This window comes from Microcoleus sp. PH2017_35_SFW_U_B, from assembly GCF_020737865.1.
GTDB lineage: Bacteria > Cyanobacteriota > Cyanobacteriia > Cyanobacteriales > Microcoleaceae > Microcoleus.
The window spans coordinates 155,527-173,855 of record NZ_JAEQDE010000019.1 but is presented as its reverse complement, the minus strand read 5'-3'; the positions used below and the strand labels follow the sequence as shown (position 1 = coordinate 173,855).

Below are 18,329 nucleotides of genomic sequence, written 5' to 3'. Positions count from 1 at the left end.
GACACGAAGAACGCGAAGAAAGAAAGAAGAATATAAAGTAGAGCAGACATTGCCTGCTCTACTTTATATTAACTCAATTCCTTCTTCCTTATTCTATCCGTTACATCCGTTACATCCGTTACTTGCATCCGTTGCCGAACTTCTCTTTACCTCTTAGCCAACTTCAGCATTTGAGCCGTCACCGCCAAACTTTCCTCGTACAGCATATCCCGGCCCCAACTCTGCAAGTGCTGGCCCAGCAACTGTTCCGTCACCTGATCGAACAGAGGAGTCACCTGGTTAAATCGATCGGTTTGAGCGCCTCCCTTCATTTCCATCCGCATACAGCCCCCCGTTTCCGAACACAGAACCGTACCGCAGGCCGCTTTCTCGTTCGTAGAATTTAAACGCAGAGCAATTAAATCGCCGGGGACATCGCCCGTATCGGCAATCGGAATCGCAGCTAACTCGGCTTCTACAACCCGTTCGTCCGCACCTGCGAATTTAATGCGCTTAATTTGGTAATCGCCCTCTTCTTGCTTGAAAGCAACCGGACGCCACTGAAGCCGGCTCGCCAGCCAGCCCAAATACATCAGCGCTTGAGTAGAATTGCCTTGTTCGTAATCGATCGTCACTCGATCGATCTCCCGAATTGCCGCCCTACGTTCCGGCGGATCGAAGGCCTCGGCAGCCAACTCCTGCCACGCCGCCAGCCTGCGCCAATTCAAATCCGCGATCGGAATTCCTTCCTCGATCAGACTTTGCATCAACAGCAATTCCGCTTCAGACTCGGCAAAACTGCTAGAGTCGATAATCACAGAACTGCTAGTTGCCGCCAGCCGCTGGAACAAACCTCGATCGGCATCGGGATTCGCTTTCCACCATAACAAAGTCGGCAAATCCGCGATCGTCAGCGCTGTCACGATCGCGCTCACCCGTTCCAGAGCAGCTTCCGTACCCCGCAGCGTAATATACTCGCAGCAGATCAGATTGCCGCTGCCGCGCTTGTGCACCGGACAGTAAGCAGCCACTTGAGCCTGCACGCCCGTATCTTCTCCCGCCGTCGGGCACAGAGCAATAATCCGGCAGGGATTCGCAGCTACGATCGCATCAGCCACCCCCGAACCCCCGGAACCCAAGCCACTCGAACCCAAAAGCTCTCCCTTGGCATTTTTGCGAGCCACTTCTTCGCGCAACATCGCCAACAATTCAGCGCTAGGTTTGCCACTTCTGGGCATTCCGTAAGCTTTTTGAGCAGCCCTGATGCTAGATGCCGTCATCGGCCCGCTAATACCATCGACAGGCCCGTCATAAAATCCCAGATCCGCCAATAATTGCTGGGTTTCTTCCGGTTCGTACACGACAAAAGTAAAAGTTGCTGCCCTAGTCGCGATCGGAAAATCGCCCTTCGATCCTGATTCTCTGTAACTTTCCCAGATTTTACTCAGTTCTGCCTCTATTTGGTCGATCGACACATCTTTAGGGTTTTGCAGCGAAACCAGAGGCGGAGCTTTCATCGGTGTCATCGTCATCGGTTTTTTCTCCTTTCTTATTGGTTATTGGTTATTGGTTATTGGTTATTGGTCATTGGGCATCGGGCATCGGGCATCGGGCATCGGACATTGGTCATTGGTCATTGGTCATTGGTCATTGGTCATTGGTCATTGGTCACAACTGCTATCACGCAAGAGTTCCCGAACATTAGGATTACTAAATTAGTCCTTGATGATTCTTAAGTTAGCAACTCTTACCTAATGACAACTAACAACTAACAACTAACAACTGACAACTGACAACTGACAACTGACAACTGACAACTGACAATTGACTTTTAAAGTCGTCGCCACTTGCGGCCGTCTCTGTTAATCATTAATTCTGCTTCTGCCGGTTCCCAAGTACCAGCTTCATATTTAGGAACCAAACTTTGGTCGTTGGAAGATTCCCAAGCCATCAGCGCCGGAGTTACCACCCGCCAAGCTTCTTCCACTTCATCAGAACGGGTAAACAAAGTTTGGTCGCCCAGCATACAATCAATCAACAGGCGATCGTAAGCATCCGAAGATGTCACCCCAAACGAAGCACCATAACTAAAATCCATATCCACCGTCCGCGTCCGCAAATCTGGCCCCGGCATTTTCGCCTCAAACCTCAGCGAAATCCCCTCATTGGGATGCACCCGCATCGTCAAAACGTTAGGAGTAGTTTGTTGGGCCGCCGACTGAAAAATTAACAGCGGCACTTCCCGAAACTGAATTGCAATTTCGCTAACTTTTTTCGGCAACCGCTTACCAGTCCGCAGGTAGAAAGGCACTCCCTGCCATCGCCAGTTGTCAATCATAAACTTCATCGCCACAAAAGTCGGCGTTGTCGAGTTGGGAGCAACCCCCGGTTCTTCGTGATAACCCGGCACGGGTTTGCCTTTCATCCACCCTGCGGAATATTGACCGCGAATCGCGGAAAACTCTAAGTTATTCAAATCCGCCAAGCGAGTTGCTTGCAGAACTTTCATCTTTTCGGTGCGGATGCTGTCAGCATCGAGGGAGTTTGGCGGTTCCATCGCCGTCAGACAGAAAATCTGCATCAAGTGGTTTTGCAGCATATCCCGCAACGCCCCAGAGGATTCGTAGTAACCGGCCCGGTCTTCTACGCCCACAGTTTCTGCAACCGTAATTTGTACGTGATCCACAAATTGCCTGTTCCACAGCGGTTCAAAAATCGCGTTCGCAAACCGGAACACCATCAAATTTTGAACCGTTTCTTTACCCAAATAGTGGTCGATCCGGTAAACTTGCTGTTCTTGGCAAACCTGCTGCACCACACGGTTGAGAGCTTTTGCCGAACTCAAGTCGCGGCCGAAGGGTTTTTCAATTACCAAGCGATGTTTTATTGGATCGGCAAGCATTTGAGCTGCGCCCAGTTGCCGAATTGCTTCTGGGAAAAAGTTCGGAGAAACGGACAGATAAAAGATGTGATTGCCGCGGGTTCTCCTTTCTTCATCGAGTTCGGCTAAGAAAGCTTTGAGTTTTTGATAGCTTTCGGGGTTATCAATGTCGCCGGGACAGTAGTACAAACCTTTGGCGAAATCTTGCCACAATTCCTCATTGCTAATACCGCCGCCAAATTCTTCGATGCCTTCCCGCATTTGTTCTCGGAAGTAATCGTGACTCCAAGGGCGACGGGCGACTCCCACCACGGTAGTTTCTGGTGGTAAACGCCGATCGAGCTTCATCTGATAAATTGCTGGTACCAGTTTGCGCTGGGTGAGATCGCCGGAAGCTCCAAATATCACCAGAATTTGCGGTTCCGGCATCCGTTCTTTTCGCAAACCAACCCGCAGTGGATTTTCAAGTATCGTTACCATTTATTTTCCTTGTTCTAGTGCTGTTAATCTTGCCAGTACAGCATGATAATTTGCCGTCATTTCTGCTAATTGCTGGGTCAGAGAGTTGATCTGCCCTTCATATTCGGCTTTGACTTCCGCCCGGATTTCCTCTCTGAGTTCCGCTATAACTTCCGCCCGGATTTTAACCCTTTCAGCAGCTAGTCGAACTTCCCAATCTTTATCTCGTTGTCGCAGTTCAGCTTTTAGCTGCCTGTTTTCGGCTCGAAGTTGCTCCATTTCCAACGCCACAGCAGCAGCACGCCGATCCCTCTCTCTGTTTTGCTCTCGGATTTGCTGTCTGAGGCGTTGATTGTCCGATCGCAATTTTTCCAATTCTGAAGCAGTATCCTTGGGAGTTCGCCCGCTTCCTAGCGATGGAAATCGCTGTTCAACCAAACGCTGAACTGCTGCACCAGTAGGAATCCCGTTGGGCGATGACTCTACTGCTTCTTGCCAAATTTCTAGCTGTACCTCGGGGGGCAATCCCTTTAATGGGCGGATTTGATATTCTTTAACAAGGGAATTGTGTACGTTCGTACACAAATTTTCCATAATCTCAGCCGCGTCAATGAACTGATAAGCTCTTCGTTTCGTGATTCCCCACTTTTCGTGGCAATAAGCCTCAAAATTCTTGTGGGTTTCCCGGTACAGTTTTTGTTCCCGAATTTCCTCAAGGGCTTTGCCAACTTCGTAAAAAGTATGAAGTCCTTGTTCTACGATCGATTCGAGTTGTTGAAGCCTCGCCCGTTCAGCGATATCCAGTTGGGCGTTGACTTCCTCGCTTTGTTGAATGGTATGGGGAGTTAACATAACACTTCTTTAGCAGTCAGGTATGAAAAATCAGGAATTTGCGGACTTGATATTCTTTGACAAGGGAATTGTGTACGTTCGTACACAAAATATTCTTTGACAAGGGAATTGTGTACGTTCGTACACAAATTTTCCATAATCTCAGTCGCGTCAATAATTGGGGACGAGCATTTAATCAGGATTCAGGAGCCAAAACGATTATGTGTTCAGACTCCTGAGAGTTTCTGCCCTTACCGATACCAAATCGGCGAACTATACGGGTGCGAGCTTCTTAACTTTCTCTTCCAAGGAATCCATCAGGGATTGGAAGGGGCTGACGAATTTCTCGATCCCGTCCAGGAGCAAGTCTTCCATCACTTTGTCCAAGTTGATGTCGATGTCGGGATCTTTGAGACTTTCGATCAGACTGTAAGCTTCTGCAACGTTATTCTCAATCCGGGGCGCGACATCGCAGTGATCGAAACAAGCTTCAACGGTGTTCGGTGGCAAAGTGTTCACCGTATCGGGGCCGATTAGCTCATCCACATACATCACATCGCTGTAGTTGGGGTTTTTAGTGCTGGTACTCGCCCACAGCAGTCGCTGCACTTCGGCTCCCTTTGCTGCTAATGCTTGCCAACGATCGCTCGCGACGATCTCTTTATACTTCTGGTAAGCTACCTTGGCATTGGCGATCGCAATTTTCCCCTTCACTGCTTCCAGTTTGGCTTTGGTGGAAATATCTGTGACGTTTTTGAGTTTCTCGTCAATCTTGCCGTCAATATTGATGTCGATCCGGCTCAAGAAGAAACTGGCAACAGAAGCGATGTTGCTCACATCCAAACCCTTAGCTGCCCGCGCTTCCAAACCGCGAATGTACGCCCAGAAAGTTTCGACGTAGCTGTCAACAGAGAACAGCAAAGTCACGTTAACGTTAATCCCTTCACTGATGACTCGCTCTACGGCGGGCAAACCTTGAGCAGTTCCGGGAATCTTAATCATCACATTTGGTTTGCCGATCGCCTGATAATAGCGCAAGGCTTCGCTAATTGTACTTTCTGTGTCATTCGCGATCGTCGGTGGCACTTCGATACTGATGTAACCGTCCAAACCCTTCGACTCTGCGTAAACCGGGGCGAAGATGTCGCAAGCGTTGCGGATATCTGCAAATACCAGAGATTCGTAAATCTCTAGCACAGATTTGCCAGCCCGGATGCCCGCTTCAATATCCGCGTCGTAAATGACATTACCCGCGATCGCCTTCTCAAAAATAGCCGGATTCGATGTAATCCCGCGCAGCCCGCGACTTTCAATCATCTTTTTGAGTTCGCCGGACTCGATCAGATTGCGGGTCAAATTGTCCATCCAGATGCTCTGGCCAATTTCTTTGATTTCTAACAGGTGATTCTTTGTCTGGTCCGTCATTGATTTAACTCCTAAACTTGGATAATTGGTAATGGGTAATGGGTAATTGGTAATGGGCAGTGAAAACTTTCTTCCTTCTTCCTTTTTTCCTCTTACTATCTTCCAACTTCGGTCTAATAACTAACAACTAACAACTATCAATTGACAACTGTCAACTGTCAACTGTCAACTGTCAACTGTCAACTGTCAACTAACTTCACTCTTCAAGTGTTATGGGATTGCGCGATCGCTCTTTAATAAAAGACTCAACCAGCGCTACATTTTCTTTACTGCCAATAATCAAAGGCGTGCGCTCATGAATTTTAGTCGGCACCACGTCCAAGATGTCTTGAATACCCGTACTAGCCCGCCCGCCAGCTTGCTCCATCAAAAACGCCAAAGGAGCAGACTCGTAGAGTAAGCGCAATTTGCCATCGGGGTTTTTCACCGTTCCTGGGTACAAAAACACACCTCCCTGAGATAAAATCCGGTGGAAATCTCCCACCAAAGCGCCTCCGTACCGGGCGGTATAGCCTTGATTTCGATGTACGTAGCGAATGTAATCCCGATAAGATTCATCCCACTGCCAAAAGCTACCTTCATTGACACTGTAGATCGGGCCGCTGTCTGGAACCTTGATGTTTTCGGTTGATAGAATAAACTCGCCTAAACTGGGGTCGAGGGTAAATGAATGAACGCCCTGCCCGATCGAATAAACCAGCATGGTACTAGGGCCGTAGAGCACGTAGCCCGCTGCGATTTGTTTGTGCCCGTGTTGGAGCAAATCGGCAGCAGAACCGTCTGCATCATCCCCTTCTTGCTTGCGGATGCTGAATATGGAGCCGACATTGAGATTGATGTCAAGATTGGAAGAACCGTCTATGGGATCGTAGAGCAGACTGTAACGCCCGATCGGACAGTTTTCCGGAATGTAGTAGGGTTTTTCCATTTCCTCGGAAGCCAAACGGCAGACAAGTCCGCTTTGCTGGAATACGGAGATAAACACTTCATTAGCATAGATATCCATCTTTTTGACGGATTCTCCCTGCACGTTTACAGCCCCTGTAAACCCTAAAGCATCTTCCATTAACCCGGCTCTGCTGAGCCGCCTTGCGATCAGCTTGGCCGCCAGCCCGATGCGACTCATTAGCGCACTCAGATCCTGAGCATCTGCACTAAAGCTGTGCAGTTGCTGGAGTACATGACGGGATAGAGTCGTACAATCGCGGTCTAAGGCTTGTACCTGCTCGGTTTGGCCTAGGCGGGCTTCCCCTGTCGGCGCGTTTACCATGATTTTGATGTCCTCCCTGTCTTGTGGCTGGATCGTTTGGGATTTTTCAGGTATTCCTGAATCGGCGATGAGACCGATCGTCCTGCAACTTCTATCTTAGGGAGGGTTTTGCGATCGGGCATGGAACTTTAGGTGAACTTTAGATCCCCAGACAAAATTGAGGAGTGCGATCGACTGTTGAGTTGAAAATTGTATTCCAAATCACTAAATTTTTTAATTAACCGCAGAGGACGCTTAATGTTGGGAATATCTCATGGGCAATCGAAACGAATGTTGTAATTAAGCTATAAATCATACTTTGCAGAACGAACCCGATCCCGAAACTTTAAGACAACAAACTTTCAATAATTATTGCCCAAATTGGAAATTTGTTAGATATGTGGTTTTTGATTTGAGTTAAACCTCGATCGAGTTTGACATCAATAGAGTTAATAGTCTTAGCCATCAACATTACATTCTTATCAATTTGAGCATCGTAATTATATACTAAATAGGTGATCGGGGTTTTTTGTTTATTAATATCCTTAATAATATCCGAGCAATCTGCTTTGAGCAACCAACAACTTATATACCGTTTGTAATAAAAATCAAAATCAACTATTTGACCAGATAATTTTAAATAACTTCCAGAAACAATGAATAGAGGAGATGCTCGTCTCCATAAGCTACCAAAATCATGAAACTGATCGGTATTTGCTTCCTTCTCGTAGTCAAAATATTGCGTATAAATAGCCATTTGATCGGAACCCCACAAATAGCCTTTTTGATTTAGTAGCATTTGCGCTCGGAATAAATAGTTATAAGACTTTTGCGTAATTAATAATCTGCTTATGTCTATTTTATCATTATCTATGATGTAATCCACATATCTTAGATGTAAATCTAAACATAATTGCACAGTCCCCCAAAAAATAGCATTTTCCTGCTGCTCTAAAACTCCTAGTCCTTCTAACATAGGTAGTGTATAAAAATAGAAATATCGTTGGGCGGTTTTTTGATCCTCCACATCTATTAACAAATTTCGATCTAAAGTTAATTTAGAATTCAAAATCTCTTTTTCTAAATCAAGAATATATTGTAAGTCTTTTTCTTGAAGATTGTTGATAATTTTTTCTACAAAATTCATTATATTAATCCTCATTTAATTAAAAGTAAATTATACATTTTATACGCTCCCTAAAGTGTTTTTAATAATCCCTATTTTGTCAATCAAGTATCTTTGGAGAAACTAATTAAAAATGGAATCTCTACTTCATGTTTGTCACCTCTAGCAAAATAAGCACTGATCTGAGAATTGTCTCGGTAAACTATAATAATATTCCCCTCAACAATACAAGTATCACCTTTAACAAGTATTTGATATAGTAAATCATTTTGTGATGTAGGATATATTGCCTCTACAGATTGATAGTTGACTACATTTTCAGCAACAATGTTACCTTCAAAACGGTAAATTTTAAGTTCAGAAAGACATAAAATTGGTGTTTGTAAACGATGTTTTATTTCCTTTAAATATTCTTGGCTCTCCTCATTAATTAGAAGACGATTTTTTTGAGCATATTGGATAGAGGCTTCACAATTAAAAGAACAAGGTATATGGGGAATCAATGAGAATGGAGTGTGACGTAACAACCCATTAGATAAATACGTAGGTGTGTCAGTTGTATGGCGATAAGTTTCATAGTAATTATTATAAAAATACCAATTATTTCGATTTTGAAAAAAATCCAGACAACATTGCGGATAACCTAGTGCTTTTCCAAAAGTATGATGATCTGCTAAATGTTTTTCAACGACTCTTCGATCGACAACTAAAGGATACCATCCTGAAGCAATCGCATTTGTTAAAGCATCTTGTGACTTGGCAATAAAAACATGAGCTTCATCAGAAAAATCTTTACTAAAAACAGCTTTAGTTGTAGTAAATAACTCTTGAGGTAAACTGTTTAATGTTTCCCGATCTTTATAAAAATAAGCATCTACATAATAATACAAGCCAAAATATTGAGCTAATTCACAAAAAATTTGCCATTTTGGCTGTTGTACCCATAAATCTGTTGCCGATTTTAACCCCTTAACAGTAGCAATAAAAGAAGGTAATTGTCCCCCATCAGGAAATATCTCAAGGTATTTGCTAAAAGGACTATTTACTAAGTATTTGCTCAAACTTGCTGTATTCATATTTTTTTTAATTAACTAAAGTTTGAACTAATTTAACCATCATTTGAACTTTATTTTCAGAATTTGAGTTTTGCCTGATTAATCTTTTTATTTCTAAACTATTAGCAACAAGTTTATCTAGATTAAGCAAGATTAATTCGTAATTTTCTAACAGGTTTAAATGTCTCAATGCAAACATAAAACATTGCCAAAAATAAGGAGCATTAAGATATTGCTCAATACAACTTTGATAAAATTCTGCTGCTTTCTGATAGTCTTGATTAAGATAAGCAGTATGTCCACATATTAAGTCTAATAAAATTGAATCTCCCAACTGAGTTTCTTTTAATATGTCTTCTAATTTTTTTAAGCCTCGATCGTGGTAAATAGCTACCAAAGTTTCCAGAATTGGATCGAAGGGTTGTCTCAGATAAGTTAAGGGACGTAAATCAATATTTGGGTCAATTCCTAACCATTGACATGATTGATTTAATATTTTATTGCTGTCCTTATTTTCCAAATCTACAGAGAGTTTAATTGGAAATATTTTACTTTCCACTAAATTAGGATTTGCCGCTTCCCATTTCTGCTGATGTTCTTTTGATCTAAGGTCGATCAGTTGTTTTTCTGTTTGAGAGATTTCAGGTTCAACTCGATTAATATTTTCTTCTATTGCTTCAATCAATGCTTGACCAATTAAAGAAAATACTGCATTTGTTTTTAAAACTTTAAGTGCAGTTAGCAGTTGTTGTTTAGCAGCATACACTCTTTGTTGTAAACGCTTTTCTTGTAAAAGAGGTATATCTGTTTTCAGAATTTTATGCCCAAATTCTAAAACAGCTTGAAAGACATAAATTCCCTGCAAAATACCACTGAGAGGTCGAGGATCGTCACGCCAAGGAGAATAATAAACTGCTTCAGGACTACCTTCTACAATGATTGGATCTAAATTTAATAAAGCATTAAGTTTATGATGATGATATTCATGGACTAAAGCTTCTACTATTACTGAGGTATCTGACATCCAAGATAAAACGAGAAGTCCGGGTATTTCGCGAAATGTCTGACTTCTATGAACATCAATAGCATGAGAATATACTGGAACTAAAGATTGTACTCCCATGAAAATTTCACTTGCTAATAAACTTGAACAACTATCTATCAAAAACCAAGCTTCCTCTAAAGTAGATAGCCATTTAATAGTGGAAGTTGGTGTTAATTCCTCAAAATTCAAATCATAGCGACCACCTAAACGTAGATCGCTATCAAAAGCATTTAATTCAATGCCATTATTGAGATGAGGTATTTCATTTTGAATCATCTCCAAATTTTGATTACCATCTGTATAAATATTAAAACTCTCATTAGTTGTGGTCACAAAACGCAATCTTTGAAAGGCAATATGTTGAGGATGCTGTAAATAAATTCCGGTTCCGGGTATGGCAATAATTCCAGCATGATCGGTATATAAAAAACACTCTAGATTTTCTATATTGTCATATTTTGCCATTGCTAAAAGAAACTTTGAGAAAGATTCCAGATGAAATTTAATGTGCATTTCTGGAAACAGAATATGAGCTTTTCGGTTAACTAATTGCCAAGCTGTATCTAACCAAACGCTAAAAGATGGATAACGTAAAATCTTTCTTTGGGCATTTTTGGAAAATGATTTTACCAACTCAAAAGATTGACAAAAATTGGTTAAATCATCAATTAACTTAGGTGATTCTGATTGCAATTTTTGACAGAGATTACTTAACCTTAGCAAGGTTCTATGATATTCTGCTAAGTAAATTACTTTAACTAATGGATCGGAAGCCCCCGTAGGAGAAACTAAGTTTTTGATGGTATTAATATCCAGCTCGATCTTCATTGCACTAACCCTAATTTAATCAGACAAATTTTGACTAAACAGCAGGAATTTTTTTCTTCTTTATTGTTTGCATATCTTCAATTACTTGGTGGCGAATTGTAGTAATCATTTTTTTGAGATCGGAACAATACACTGATGGATTATGAAAGTAATTTTCGCTAGAGTATCTATGGGGAAGATAACCACCACCACAAACTTTAACTAAGTTACATTTTTGACAAGTTTCGCTCAAGTATTGCCACTTTTCTTGACGCTCAATAACCTTTTGAGAGTCAAAAATATCATCAAAACTGTGGGTAAATATATCCATTCCTAACTTGGTAGCTTCGGGATAAGTAACTTTCAAAGAATCAACGGCTTCAATATCACCGTTGGTTTCAATAACTGCAAAATCAACAGGGCTTAAACCCCATTCTTCTGAATTTCCTTGCAATCCTAGCATTAGCAAAATAATTTCCTTAAATTTCCTAATTTTGATTGTTTGAGGTTTTTGATGATACCAAATATTAAAAATCTTAAGTAGCCAGTCTGCATAAGGAGTTACATCAAGAGATTGTTTTTTACCAAGAGGTCTTAAATCATGGTGATTTAAAGGTAACAAAAAATCAATCGAAGGAGGATTATATTGTGATAAATAAGAATATACAGCTTCAGGATCGTTATGTAGATCGATCACACATAAAAAACCTGCCCATATTTTCCGTCCTCGATCGCTACTTAATAATTGAAGAGTTTTTTCCAAACTGGAAAATGTAGATTTACCTTGATGATCTAAGCGATGTAGATCGTTAGCTTCTCGATCGCCATCCATACTTAGACCTATTGTTGTATTATTAGAAATACAGAAGTCTAAGATTTCATCGTTTAACAACACACCATTACTTTGTATGCCAAATCTTAGTTTAACATTAGGTACATTTTTTGAAATAATTTCTTGAAATTTTTGGAGATAGTCTAACCCTGCTAAAAGAGGTTCTCCACCGTGCATGATTACAGAAAATTCTGATACTTGATGTTTGGTGGTATGTTCATCAATTCTCTTACCTAATTGTGTAATAGTTGCTTCTGACATTTTCAAAGGTTGCTGTTGCCAACTTTGATCGCTATGCTGATACATATAGCAATAATCACAGTTAAGGTTGCAACGGGATATTACTTTACAAACCAGCGAATGTAAGGGTGTAAACTCAGCCATAAATCATGATATGTTCAAAACTTAAATTATGTCTGCCAGAATTAAATGGCTGCTATTGCTTGAGGTAACTTAGTAGCCATTTAATTAGTATTCTGTAATAGCCAGTGCTTGACTACCCCCAAGCACGTTGATTGAACTCACCATGAGAAGAATGGCTCTCATGTCGATTATTATCAGATGTTGCCATTGGATTTTGAAAATTTATTTCTAAAATATTACCAAGTGCTGTATTTTTGAGTGCATCTAAGTCACTTAAGTCGAATTCTTCAAGGTCAAGAACAATACAATCATTTTGTGAGTAAGTATCAGTGAGTAATCTTTCTTTTGCTTGTGTCATTTTAGTAATGCTCCTAAAAAATTATCAACAACGGAAAAAGCACGACTTTTTAAGCCTGTGTTTCAATTTAAGAGCATACCAAAATTAAAGATGGGAGTGCGATCGGAAAAACTCGGATTTCAACTGGAGTTTTGTTACACAATATTAAGCAAAAAATCGGAAAAGTTCGGAAAAAATAGGATTCAGGTTAAGCTATAATGAGCTAAACCTTTACCCTGTATAGTCTTTATGAATGTAAACCAACTGTTACAATTTGTCGATCGGCTAGTGGTTGAACGAACTGGAAAGCACCTAGATGATGTTCAAAGGGCTGTAGTTGAGGGGACTTGGGAAAGACAAACCTATGATGATATCGCCCAGAAGTGCCATGTCAGTAAAAATCATGTAGGTGATGTGGGGGCTGAATTATGGCAACTTTTATCTGAAATATTGGGTGAGGATATAAAAAAAACTAATTTTCGCTCTACATTTGAAAGATTAAAGTTAACATCCTCACAATTTATTAATATACAAAGCAGTCATAGCAGTCATAATTTTAGCTTTTGTTCATTTCCCGAACGAGACAATAAAAAACATCAAGCAAGCCATAATCCATTAAAGTATCACGATTTAACTGTAGCTCCTCAAATTATTAATTTTTACTCTAGAGAATCTGAACTTAAAACCCTTTATAATTGGATATTCGATCGAAATACTCGTTTAATATCAGTGTTGGGCTTGAGTGGAATTGGGAAAACTACTCTAGTTAAAAGGTTTGTCGAGCTCAATTTGCAACAATTTGAAGTAATTATATGGAGAAGCATAAAAAATCCTAAGTCTTTAGAATTACTTGTAAATGATTTATTGAAGGTTTGTAACAAACAACAGATTCCAGAAAATCTAGATGAGAAATTAAAGCAGCTATTAGATATACTCATGTATAAAAAAAGTTTGATTATTCTTGATGATGTTGAGAATATATTTATTGACGGTCAATTCGCTGGAGAATATAGATCGGAATATCAAGATTATCAAAACTTTTTCAGCGCGATCGCAGAAGTTGAACATCAAAGTAATGTGATTTTAATTAGTCAAGAACAATGTGCAGAAATGGAGTCTTTAGATGGGGAATATCCTATTAAGTCTTTAGAGTTATCAGGTTTAGATGATGTGGAGATTCTGAAAGGTACAGGATTAAAAAATGAGGAGAGTTGGTTAAATTTAGTTAAGTTATATGAAGGCAATCCCGCTTATTTAAAAAGTATTGCTATTTCAATTAAAAAGATTTTTGATGGCGATGTTGCTGAGTTTTTAGGGGATAATAGTTTGATTATTACCCAAAATCTGCAATCTAATTTTAACCATTTGTTTAACAAACTCTCGCCTATTGAACAGCAACTTGTTTTAGAATTAAGTAAGTTCGAGCAGCCTGTATCCAGAGAATATTTAAGACAGAGTTTAGATTTATCATCAATGGATTTAATTAATGGTTTACAGTCCTTACAACAAAGGTATTTAGTAAGGAAAATAAAAGAGGATAAAATCTTGTTTAAATTGTCTTCTGTTTTCCAAGAATATGTAAAGAATTGTTGTTTAAATTTACAACCCTAAATTTGAGATTTGCGCGCCTTGAGTATCGATCGCGATCGCCCTGACATCAGCCTTCACCCCAACCTCCATCCAAGCAGCAGCCATCGCTTTCTCAACTGCATCAGCATTAGTAACATCCGTTAAAGCCAAAAGCGTCGGCCCGGCACCGCTAATTACCATCCCACAAGCCCCTGCATTCATGGCTGCTTCTTGCACAGCTTCATATCCCTGAATCAGCGATCGGCGGTAAGGCTGGTGAATTTTGTCTTGGAGGGCGCAGCGCAGCCAATCTCGATCGCCCGTTGCTAAAGCCCGCACCAACAAACCCAGGTGTGCGGCATTGAAAATTGCATCAGCCCTGCTGTAATCTGCGGGCAAAACTTGGCGCGCCTCGGCTGTAGAAAGTTCAAAATCGGGAATCGCTACCACGGGTACAATATCAGGATGCCAGGGAATATCGCAAATTTGCCAGGAAACCCCCCCCTGCCCCCCCTTGCTAAGGGGGGGTGATTCTCTTAGCCCCGCTTCGCTAAGGGGGAATTCTTCTGTTAGCCCCCCCTCATGGAGAGAAAATCCTTCTCTTAGCCCCCCCTTACTAAGGGGGGGTTGGGGGGGTGTATTGCTAGCAGCGAGGCGACATCCTCCGAGTAAAGCGGGGACAACGTTGTCGGGATGTCCTTCAAGTTCGATCGCCAACTGCATCACATCAACCTGACTCAAAGGGTTGCCGGCTAAACAATTCGCCCCTACCAACCCGCCGACAATAGCAGTAGCGGAGCTCCCCAAACCCCTCGCCAGCGGCACTTGCATATCTATATGTATCGCAACTGGTGGGGGGGATTGACGGAGGTATTCGTATAACTTGACAAAGGCTTGGTAAGCGAGATTGCTGTCGTCTGTCTTAACTTTGGCTGCTTCCGCACCCGTAACGGTAATTTGCAATTTCTCGGTTGCTGGCGGTTCGAGGAGGGAGAATTGGAAGTGGTTGTAGAGGCTTAAAGCGGCGCCGATGCAGTCAAAACCTGGGCCGAGGTTGGCAGTTGTGGCGGGTACGGTGACGGTGACGGTGGAGGTTGCAGACATTTTTTGACGGGGTGAATTTGGAGTGTTCAACCGCAGATGGACGCTGATGAACGCTGATGAATTTTTGGTGTTTGTGCGATCGACTATTTTAACCGATTTCTAAAACATCTTCATAAATTGAGGCGATCGGGCATTGAAAGTCTGCGCTATCCAAGCGAACTTCTGCGCCAACACCGTAAGGATAAAGTTCCCAACGGCCCTCTGAGTTGCGGCGATAACATTCTACGCCGATGCTTTCTTGATTGATAACTACGTATTCTTGTAAAGTTTCGATGGTGCGGTAGTCGGCAAATTTATTGCCGCGATCGAATGCTGCTGTTGTCGGAGATAAAACTTCTACGATTAAGCGCGGGTAGCGTTTGAAGTATTGAAGGCTTCTATCTCTTTCATCGCAAGTAACCATGATGTCGGGATAGTAAAATACATCTGCCTCTTCAATTCTGGCTTTCATGTTTCCTGCATAGATGCGACAACCTCTACCTCTAACGTGAGTTGTGAGCAAGTTGACGAGGTTGATGCAAATTGTTTCATGGGCATCGCTTGCTCCCGCCATTGCGTAGATTTCTCCTTGTCTGTATTCGTGTTTGATCGGGCTAAATTTTTCCCCTTCTAAATAGTCTTCATGGGAGGCGTAGTTGTAACTTTTGCTTAAGGTCATAATTTGAAAATTTTAAAGCTGTGGTTATATTATACCCTGTTTCCCAAAACATTTATAATAGCAGCCTGTGCAGGTGTTTTATTGCATCTTGATAATCTTCTGTCTTGCCGTCTTTTTGATAAAAATCGGCGGCTTTTTGATAGTCAGCGATCGCGCCCGGTTTGTCTTTTAATAAATAGCGGACTTTCGCACGGTTGTAGTAAGCATCGGCATACTTCGGGTTAATTTCAATGGCGCGATCGAAGTCGGCTTTGGCTGCTGGATAGTCCTTGAGATAGCGGCCGTGAATGATGCCGCGTTTGTTATAAGCTTTGGCGTAGTTGGGGTTGATGGCAATAGCTGCGGTGTAATCTGCGATCGCCCCTGGGATATCTCCAGCCTCTGACTTGGCTAAACCGCTGTTAAATAAGTCTTCAGCCGAATTTTGAACGATGAGTATTGGTGAGGGTTGAATAGAAATGGCAGGGGATATGCCACCCAAAACGGTAACAAATCCGCAAAGTGCGATCGCTCTGTACAAATATTTCATAAGTCTAAGCAAAAACCTGAGCTACAGAGCAACTAAAACCAGGTAACAAAGGTGAAGTAAGTTGATCGTTTCTCAACAGCGTAGCAACTAATCTTAAACTTGCTTGTTCCCTGCGATAAACCTCTATTTGCTGCAACCGCCAATTAGCAATCCAGTATTCTTGTACTCCCCGCACTGAATAAAGTCGGAGTTTCAAATCTCTATCCCTTCTTTCATTATCTGTACCAGCAGATAATACTTCAACCACTAACTCAGGAGCGGCGGTTAAATGACCGGCTTCGTCTAGCAAGAGGGCCAAGCGTTCATTGCTCGCCCAAACTACATCAGGAATGACGTTATCGGCCTCTGTGAAAATCAGCCCTGGATTGATTGCAGCTCGTCCTAAACCAGCAGACATCGACCAAGTATCAAGCACAGAGAAAAATCTGCCACAAGTCTGTTGATGACCCCAATGCGGTGCTCTAGTCACAAATAACTCTCCATCAATAAGTTCATAACGATCGCCGTTATCGGGTAAGAGTTCTAAATCGGCGGTAGTCCAGCGTACTTTATCAGATATTGTCTGGCTCATACAAGCACTCTCGATAGGTGGTACAAACATTATAAACCGGTTCGTAGTAAGGACTTTAGTCCTCTCTAAGGCTTTTAGTAAATTAGGACTTGCATTCCTTACTACGAACAATGCTGCCGATCGCAATTAAGCGAAAATAATATTACTTCAATACAGTTTTAGAAGCAATGCGAGTTTTCTTGCGATCGGCTTCCGTCAATTCTGCACCAGACTGCAAACGAGTAGCAGAGGTTTGCAGCACAGTTGCGGCACTTTTATCGCCCATTTGCAGAGCAGTTTTAGCAGCCGTTTGTAGCATCGTGGCCGCACCAGCGCGATCGCCCTGTTGCAGTCTAGTTTCTGCGAGTTGAGTTTGGCGGTACTTAGCCAAAGCTAAAATGTGCTGCTGCACCATCGGGTTAAGTGCAGGCTGATAAACTTTTAGGACATTAGCCGAAACTGCAACAGGATCGGAAAGCAAACCTTCACCGACTGTCGGATCGTCATAGCGAATTTGTAATTGCCCGATCGCCTGCGTACCTTCCGGCAACTGTCCAATATAAATATTAGCCAAAACTACTCGCTCTACATCCTTCATTAAATCTCCCAAACGCACCATAAAGCGATCGCCATCCTGCTGCACCGGTAATTCGATCGTATCCGGGGCAACTTGCGCGATCGGTTTTAGTTCGGCTAACCGCACTTTTGGCATCAACGAAAATAGCAAATAAGCATTAGTCAAACCTACACCTTGGATGCGAGTAAACAACTTGCCAAACTCATCAACCGCATCTTCCGGCCGCTGAATATGAGCCAGAGCACCGCCGCCAGCATCAGCAATCTTTTCCAAAATATCCTGGTTCCAGTTATCCCCAAATCCCAGAGAATTTAAAGTCATGTTGTACTCAGCGGCCAGTTTCGCCAACTTCAAACAGCGGTTATTGTCGCCGTGTTCGTTTTCGCCGTCAGTCAGCAGAAACGCCTGAGATATTGCTTCTTTTTTGCCTTTCCCCAACTCTTCAATACCTAACTTAATCCCTTCATCAATTGCTGTGCCGCCAGCGGGGCGCAATTGCTCGATTTGCCGTTTAATGCTGGCGGGATCTCCCACAACTTGATTGGGGACGAGAACTTTGGCTTTGTGATCGAAAGCCACCGCACAAAAGCGATCCCCAGGTTTTAACCTGTCCAGCAACCGTCCGGCGGCTTGTTTGACGGTTTCCAAGGGACGCCCGCCCATCGAGCCGCTGTGGTCGAGAATCAGGCACAGGTTTAAAGGTACGCTGGAGTCGATCGCGCTTGCCGTCGCCGACACTGAAACGGCTAGCTGGCGCTGGGTTGATGGCGCAGCAGCATCAAGGTTGGGGTCGTTCAAGACCGGGAGCAAACTAACTTTCATGCGGGATACCTAAAGATTGCGTTACTATTTCTTTAAGAATAACTCCATGAGTTCAGGCAACATTTCGGTTGTCAACAACCCCATTCTTTTGAGGAAAGGCACACACTCTGCCCTCCTTTCTTCGTCCCACC

General features: G+C 42.4%; 16 protein-coding genes. 1 reads left to right on the top strand and 15 read right to left on the bottom strand.

What is annotated here, in order from left to right; genetic code table 11:
• Positions 1–146: 146 nt before the first annotated feature.
• The 10 genes from opcA to JGK36_RS00840 form a co-directional block, all read right to left on the bottom strand.
• Positions 147–1,511 carry a glucose-6-phosphate dehydrogenase assembly protein OpcA gene (gene opcA / locus JGK36_RS00885; RefSeq protein WP_293174581.1) on the bottom strand — a complete coding sequence of 455 codons (1,365 nt, stop codon included), beginning with the start codon at positions 1,509–1,511 and terminating at the stop codon, positions 147–149.
• A 299-nt stretch (positions 1,512–1,810) separates the two neighbouring features.
• Positions 1,811–3,340: a glucose-6-phosphate dehydrogenase gene (zwf, locus tag JGK36_RS00880; RefSeq protein ID WP_293189723.1), complete on the bottom strand. Its 1,530-nt coding sequence runs from the start codon at positions 3,338–3,340 to the stop codon at positions 1,811–1,813.
• Positions 3,341–4,171, bottom strand: a complete 831-nt coding sequence (locus JGK36_RS00875) for a hypothetical protein (RefSeq protein WP_293195681.1) — start codon at positions 4,169–4,171, stop codon at positions 3,341–3,343.
• Positions 4,172–4,423: 252 nt separating this feature from the next.
• Positions 4,424–5,575 carry a transaldolase gene (gene tal / locus JGK36_RS00870; protein ID WP_293195684.1) on the bottom strand — a complete coding sequence of 384 codons (1,152 nt, stop codon included), beginning with the start codon at positions 5,573–5,575 and terminating at the stop codon, positions 4,424–4,426.
• 196 nt (positions 5,576–5,771) lie between these two features.
• Complete coding sequence (gene fbp, locus JGK36_RS00865; protein ID WP_293195687.1) at positions 5,772–6,845, bottom strand: class 1 fructose-bisphosphatase; 1,074 nt, start codon at positions 6,843–6,845, stop codon at positions 5,772–5,774.
• A gap of 325 nt (positions 6,846–7,170) precedes the next feature.
• Positions 7,171–7,971: a hypothetical protein gene (locus JGK36_RS00860; RefSeq protein ID WP_293174595.1), complete on the bottom strand. Its 801-nt coding sequence runs from the start codon at positions 7,969–7,971 to the stop codon at positions 7,171–7,173.
• Positions 7,972–8,054: 83 nt separating this feature from the next.
• Entirely contained in the window at positions 8,055–9,026 is a 972-nt protein-coding gene (locus JGK36_RS00855; protein ID WP_293174598.1) for a DUF483 domain-containing protein, read from the bottom strand.
• A gap of 7 nt (positions 9,027–9,033) precedes the next feature.
• Entirely contained in the window at positions 9,034–10,878 is a 1,845-nt protein-coding gene (locus JGK36_RS00850; RefSeq protein ID WP_293195689.1) for an HEXXH motif-containing putative peptide modification protein, read from the bottom strand.
• Between the two features lie 34 nt (positions 10,879–10,912).
• On the bottom strand, positions 10,913–12,073 hold the full coding sequence (locus JGK36_RS00845) for an FxsB family cyclophane-forming radical SAM/SPASM peptide maturase (protein WP_293174604.1): 1,161 nt from the start codon (positions 12,071–12,073) through the stop codon (positions 10,913–10,915).
• A 112-nt stretch (positions 12,074–12,185) separates the two neighbouring features.
• On the bottom strand, positions 12,186–12,410 hold the full coding sequence (locus tag JGK36_RS00840; protein ID WP_293174607.1) for a hypothetical protein: 225 nt from the start codon (positions 12,408–12,410) through the stop codon (positions 12,186–12,188).
• 228 nt (positions 12,411–12,638) lie between these two features.
• Between JGK36_RS00840 and JGK36_RS00835 the strand changes: the two genes are divergently transcribed.
• The gene (locus JGK36_RS00835) at positions 12,639–14,000 is read left to right on the top strand and encodes an NB-ARC domain-containing protein (protein ID WP_293174610.1); all 1,362 of its coding nucleotides are present in this window, start codon (positions 12,639–12,641) and stop codon (positions 13,998–14,000) included.
• Here JGK36_RS00835 and thrB read toward each other — a convergent pair.
• The 5 genes from thrB to JGK36_RS00810 form a co-directional block, all read right to left on the bottom strand.
• Complete coding sequence (thrB, locus tag JGK36_RS00830) at positions 13,989–15,062, bottom strand: homoserine kinase (protein WP_293174613.1); 1,074 nt, start codon at positions 15,060–15,062, stop codon at positions 13,989–13,991. The genes JGK36_RS00835 and thrB overlap by 12 nt on opposite strands.
• Positions 15,063–15,150: 88 nt before the next feature.
• A complete protein-coding gene (locus JGK36_RS00825) occupies positions 15,151–15,720 on the bottom strand; it encodes a Uma2 family endonuclease (protein WP_293195692.1) in 570 nt (189 codons plus the stop codon).
• Between the two features lie 52 nt (positions 15,721–15,772).
• Positions 15,773–16,249 carry a tetratricopeptide repeat protein gene (locus JGK36_RS00820; RefSeq protein ID WP_293189709.1) on the bottom strand — a complete coding sequence of 159 codons (477 nt, stop codon included), beginning with the start codon at positions 16,247–16,249 and terminating at the stop codon, positions 15,773–15,775.
• A 4-nt stretch (positions 16,250–16,253) separates the two neighbouring features.
• The gene (locus JGK36_RS00815) at positions 16,254–16,820 is read right to left on the bottom strand and encodes a Uma2 family endonuclease (RefSeq protein WP_293174623.1); all 567 of its coding nucleotides are present in this window, start codon (positions 16,818–16,820) and stop codon (positions 16,254–16,256) included.
• Positions 16,821–16,962: 142 nt separating this feature from the next.
• Positions 16,963–18,198, bottom strand: coding sequence for a VWA domain-containing protein (locus JGK36_RS00810; RefSeq protein WP_293189707.1), 1,236 nt, complete (start codon positions 18,196–18,198; stop codon positions 16,963–16,965).
• Positions 18,199–18,329 lie beyond the last annotated feature (131 nt).

Coding starts and splice junctions, on each gene's coding strand:
- opcA (WP_293174581.1), bottom strand. CDS start 1,511: ATGACGATGACACCGATGAAAGCTCCGCCTCTGGTTTCGCTGCAAAAC.
- zwf (WP_293189723.1), bottom strand. CDS start 3,340: ATGGTAACGATACTTGAAAATCCACTGCGGGTTGGTTTGCGAAAAGAA.
- JGK36_RS00875 (WP_293195681.1), bottom strand. CDS start 4,171: ATGTTAACTCCCCATACCATTCAACAAAGCGAGGAAGTCAACGCCCAA.
- tal (WP_293195684.1), bottom strand. CDS start 5,575: ATGACGGACCAGACAAAGAATCACCTGTTAGAAATCAAAGAAATTGGC.
- fbp (WP_293195687.1), bottom strand. CDS start 6,845: ATGGTAAACGCGCCGACAGGGGAAGCCCGCCTAGGCCAAACCGAGCAG.
- JGK36_RS00860 (WP_293174595.1), bottom strand. CDS start 7,971: ATGAATTTTGTAGAAAAAATTATCAACAATCTTCAAGAAAAAGACTTA.
- JGK36_RS00855 (WP_293174598.1), bottom strand. CDS start 9,026: ATGAATACAGCAAGTTTGAGCAAATACTTAGTAAATAGTCCTTTTAGC.
- JGK36_RS00850 (WP_293195689.1), bottom strand. CDS start 10,878: ATGAAGATCGAGCTGGATATTAATACCATCAAAAACTTAGTTTCTCCT.
- JGK36_RS00845 (WP_293174604.1), bottom strand. CDS start 12,073: ATGGCTGAGTTTACACCCTTACATTCGCTGGTTTGTAAAGTAATATCC.
- JGK36_RS00840 (WP_293174607.1), bottom strand. CDS start 12,410: ATGACACAAGCAAAAGAAAGATTACTCACTGATACTTACTCACAAAAT.
- JGK36_RS00835 (WP_293174610.1), top strand. CDS start 12,639: ATGAATGTAAACCAACTGTTACAATTTGTCGATCGGCTAGTGGTTGAA.
- thrB (WP_293174613.1), bottom strand. CDS start 15,062: ATGTCTGCAACCTCCACCGTCACCGTCACCGTACCCGCCACAACTGCC.
- JGK36_RS00825 (WP_293195692.1), bottom strand. CDS start 15,720: ATGACCTTAAGCAAAAGTTACAACTACGCCTCCCATGAAGACTATTTA.
- JGK36_RS00820 (WP_293189709.1), bottom strand. CDS start 16,249: ATGAAATATTTGTACAGAGCGATCGCACTTTGCGGATTTGTTACCGTT.
- JGK36_RS00815 (WP_293174623.1), bottom strand. CDS start 16,820: ATGAGCCAGACAATATCTGATAAAGTACGCTGGACTACCGCCGATTTA.
- JGK36_RS00810 (WP_293189707.1), bottom strand. CDS start 18,198: ATGAAAGTTAGTTTGCTCCCGGTCTTGAACGACCCCAACCTTGATGCT.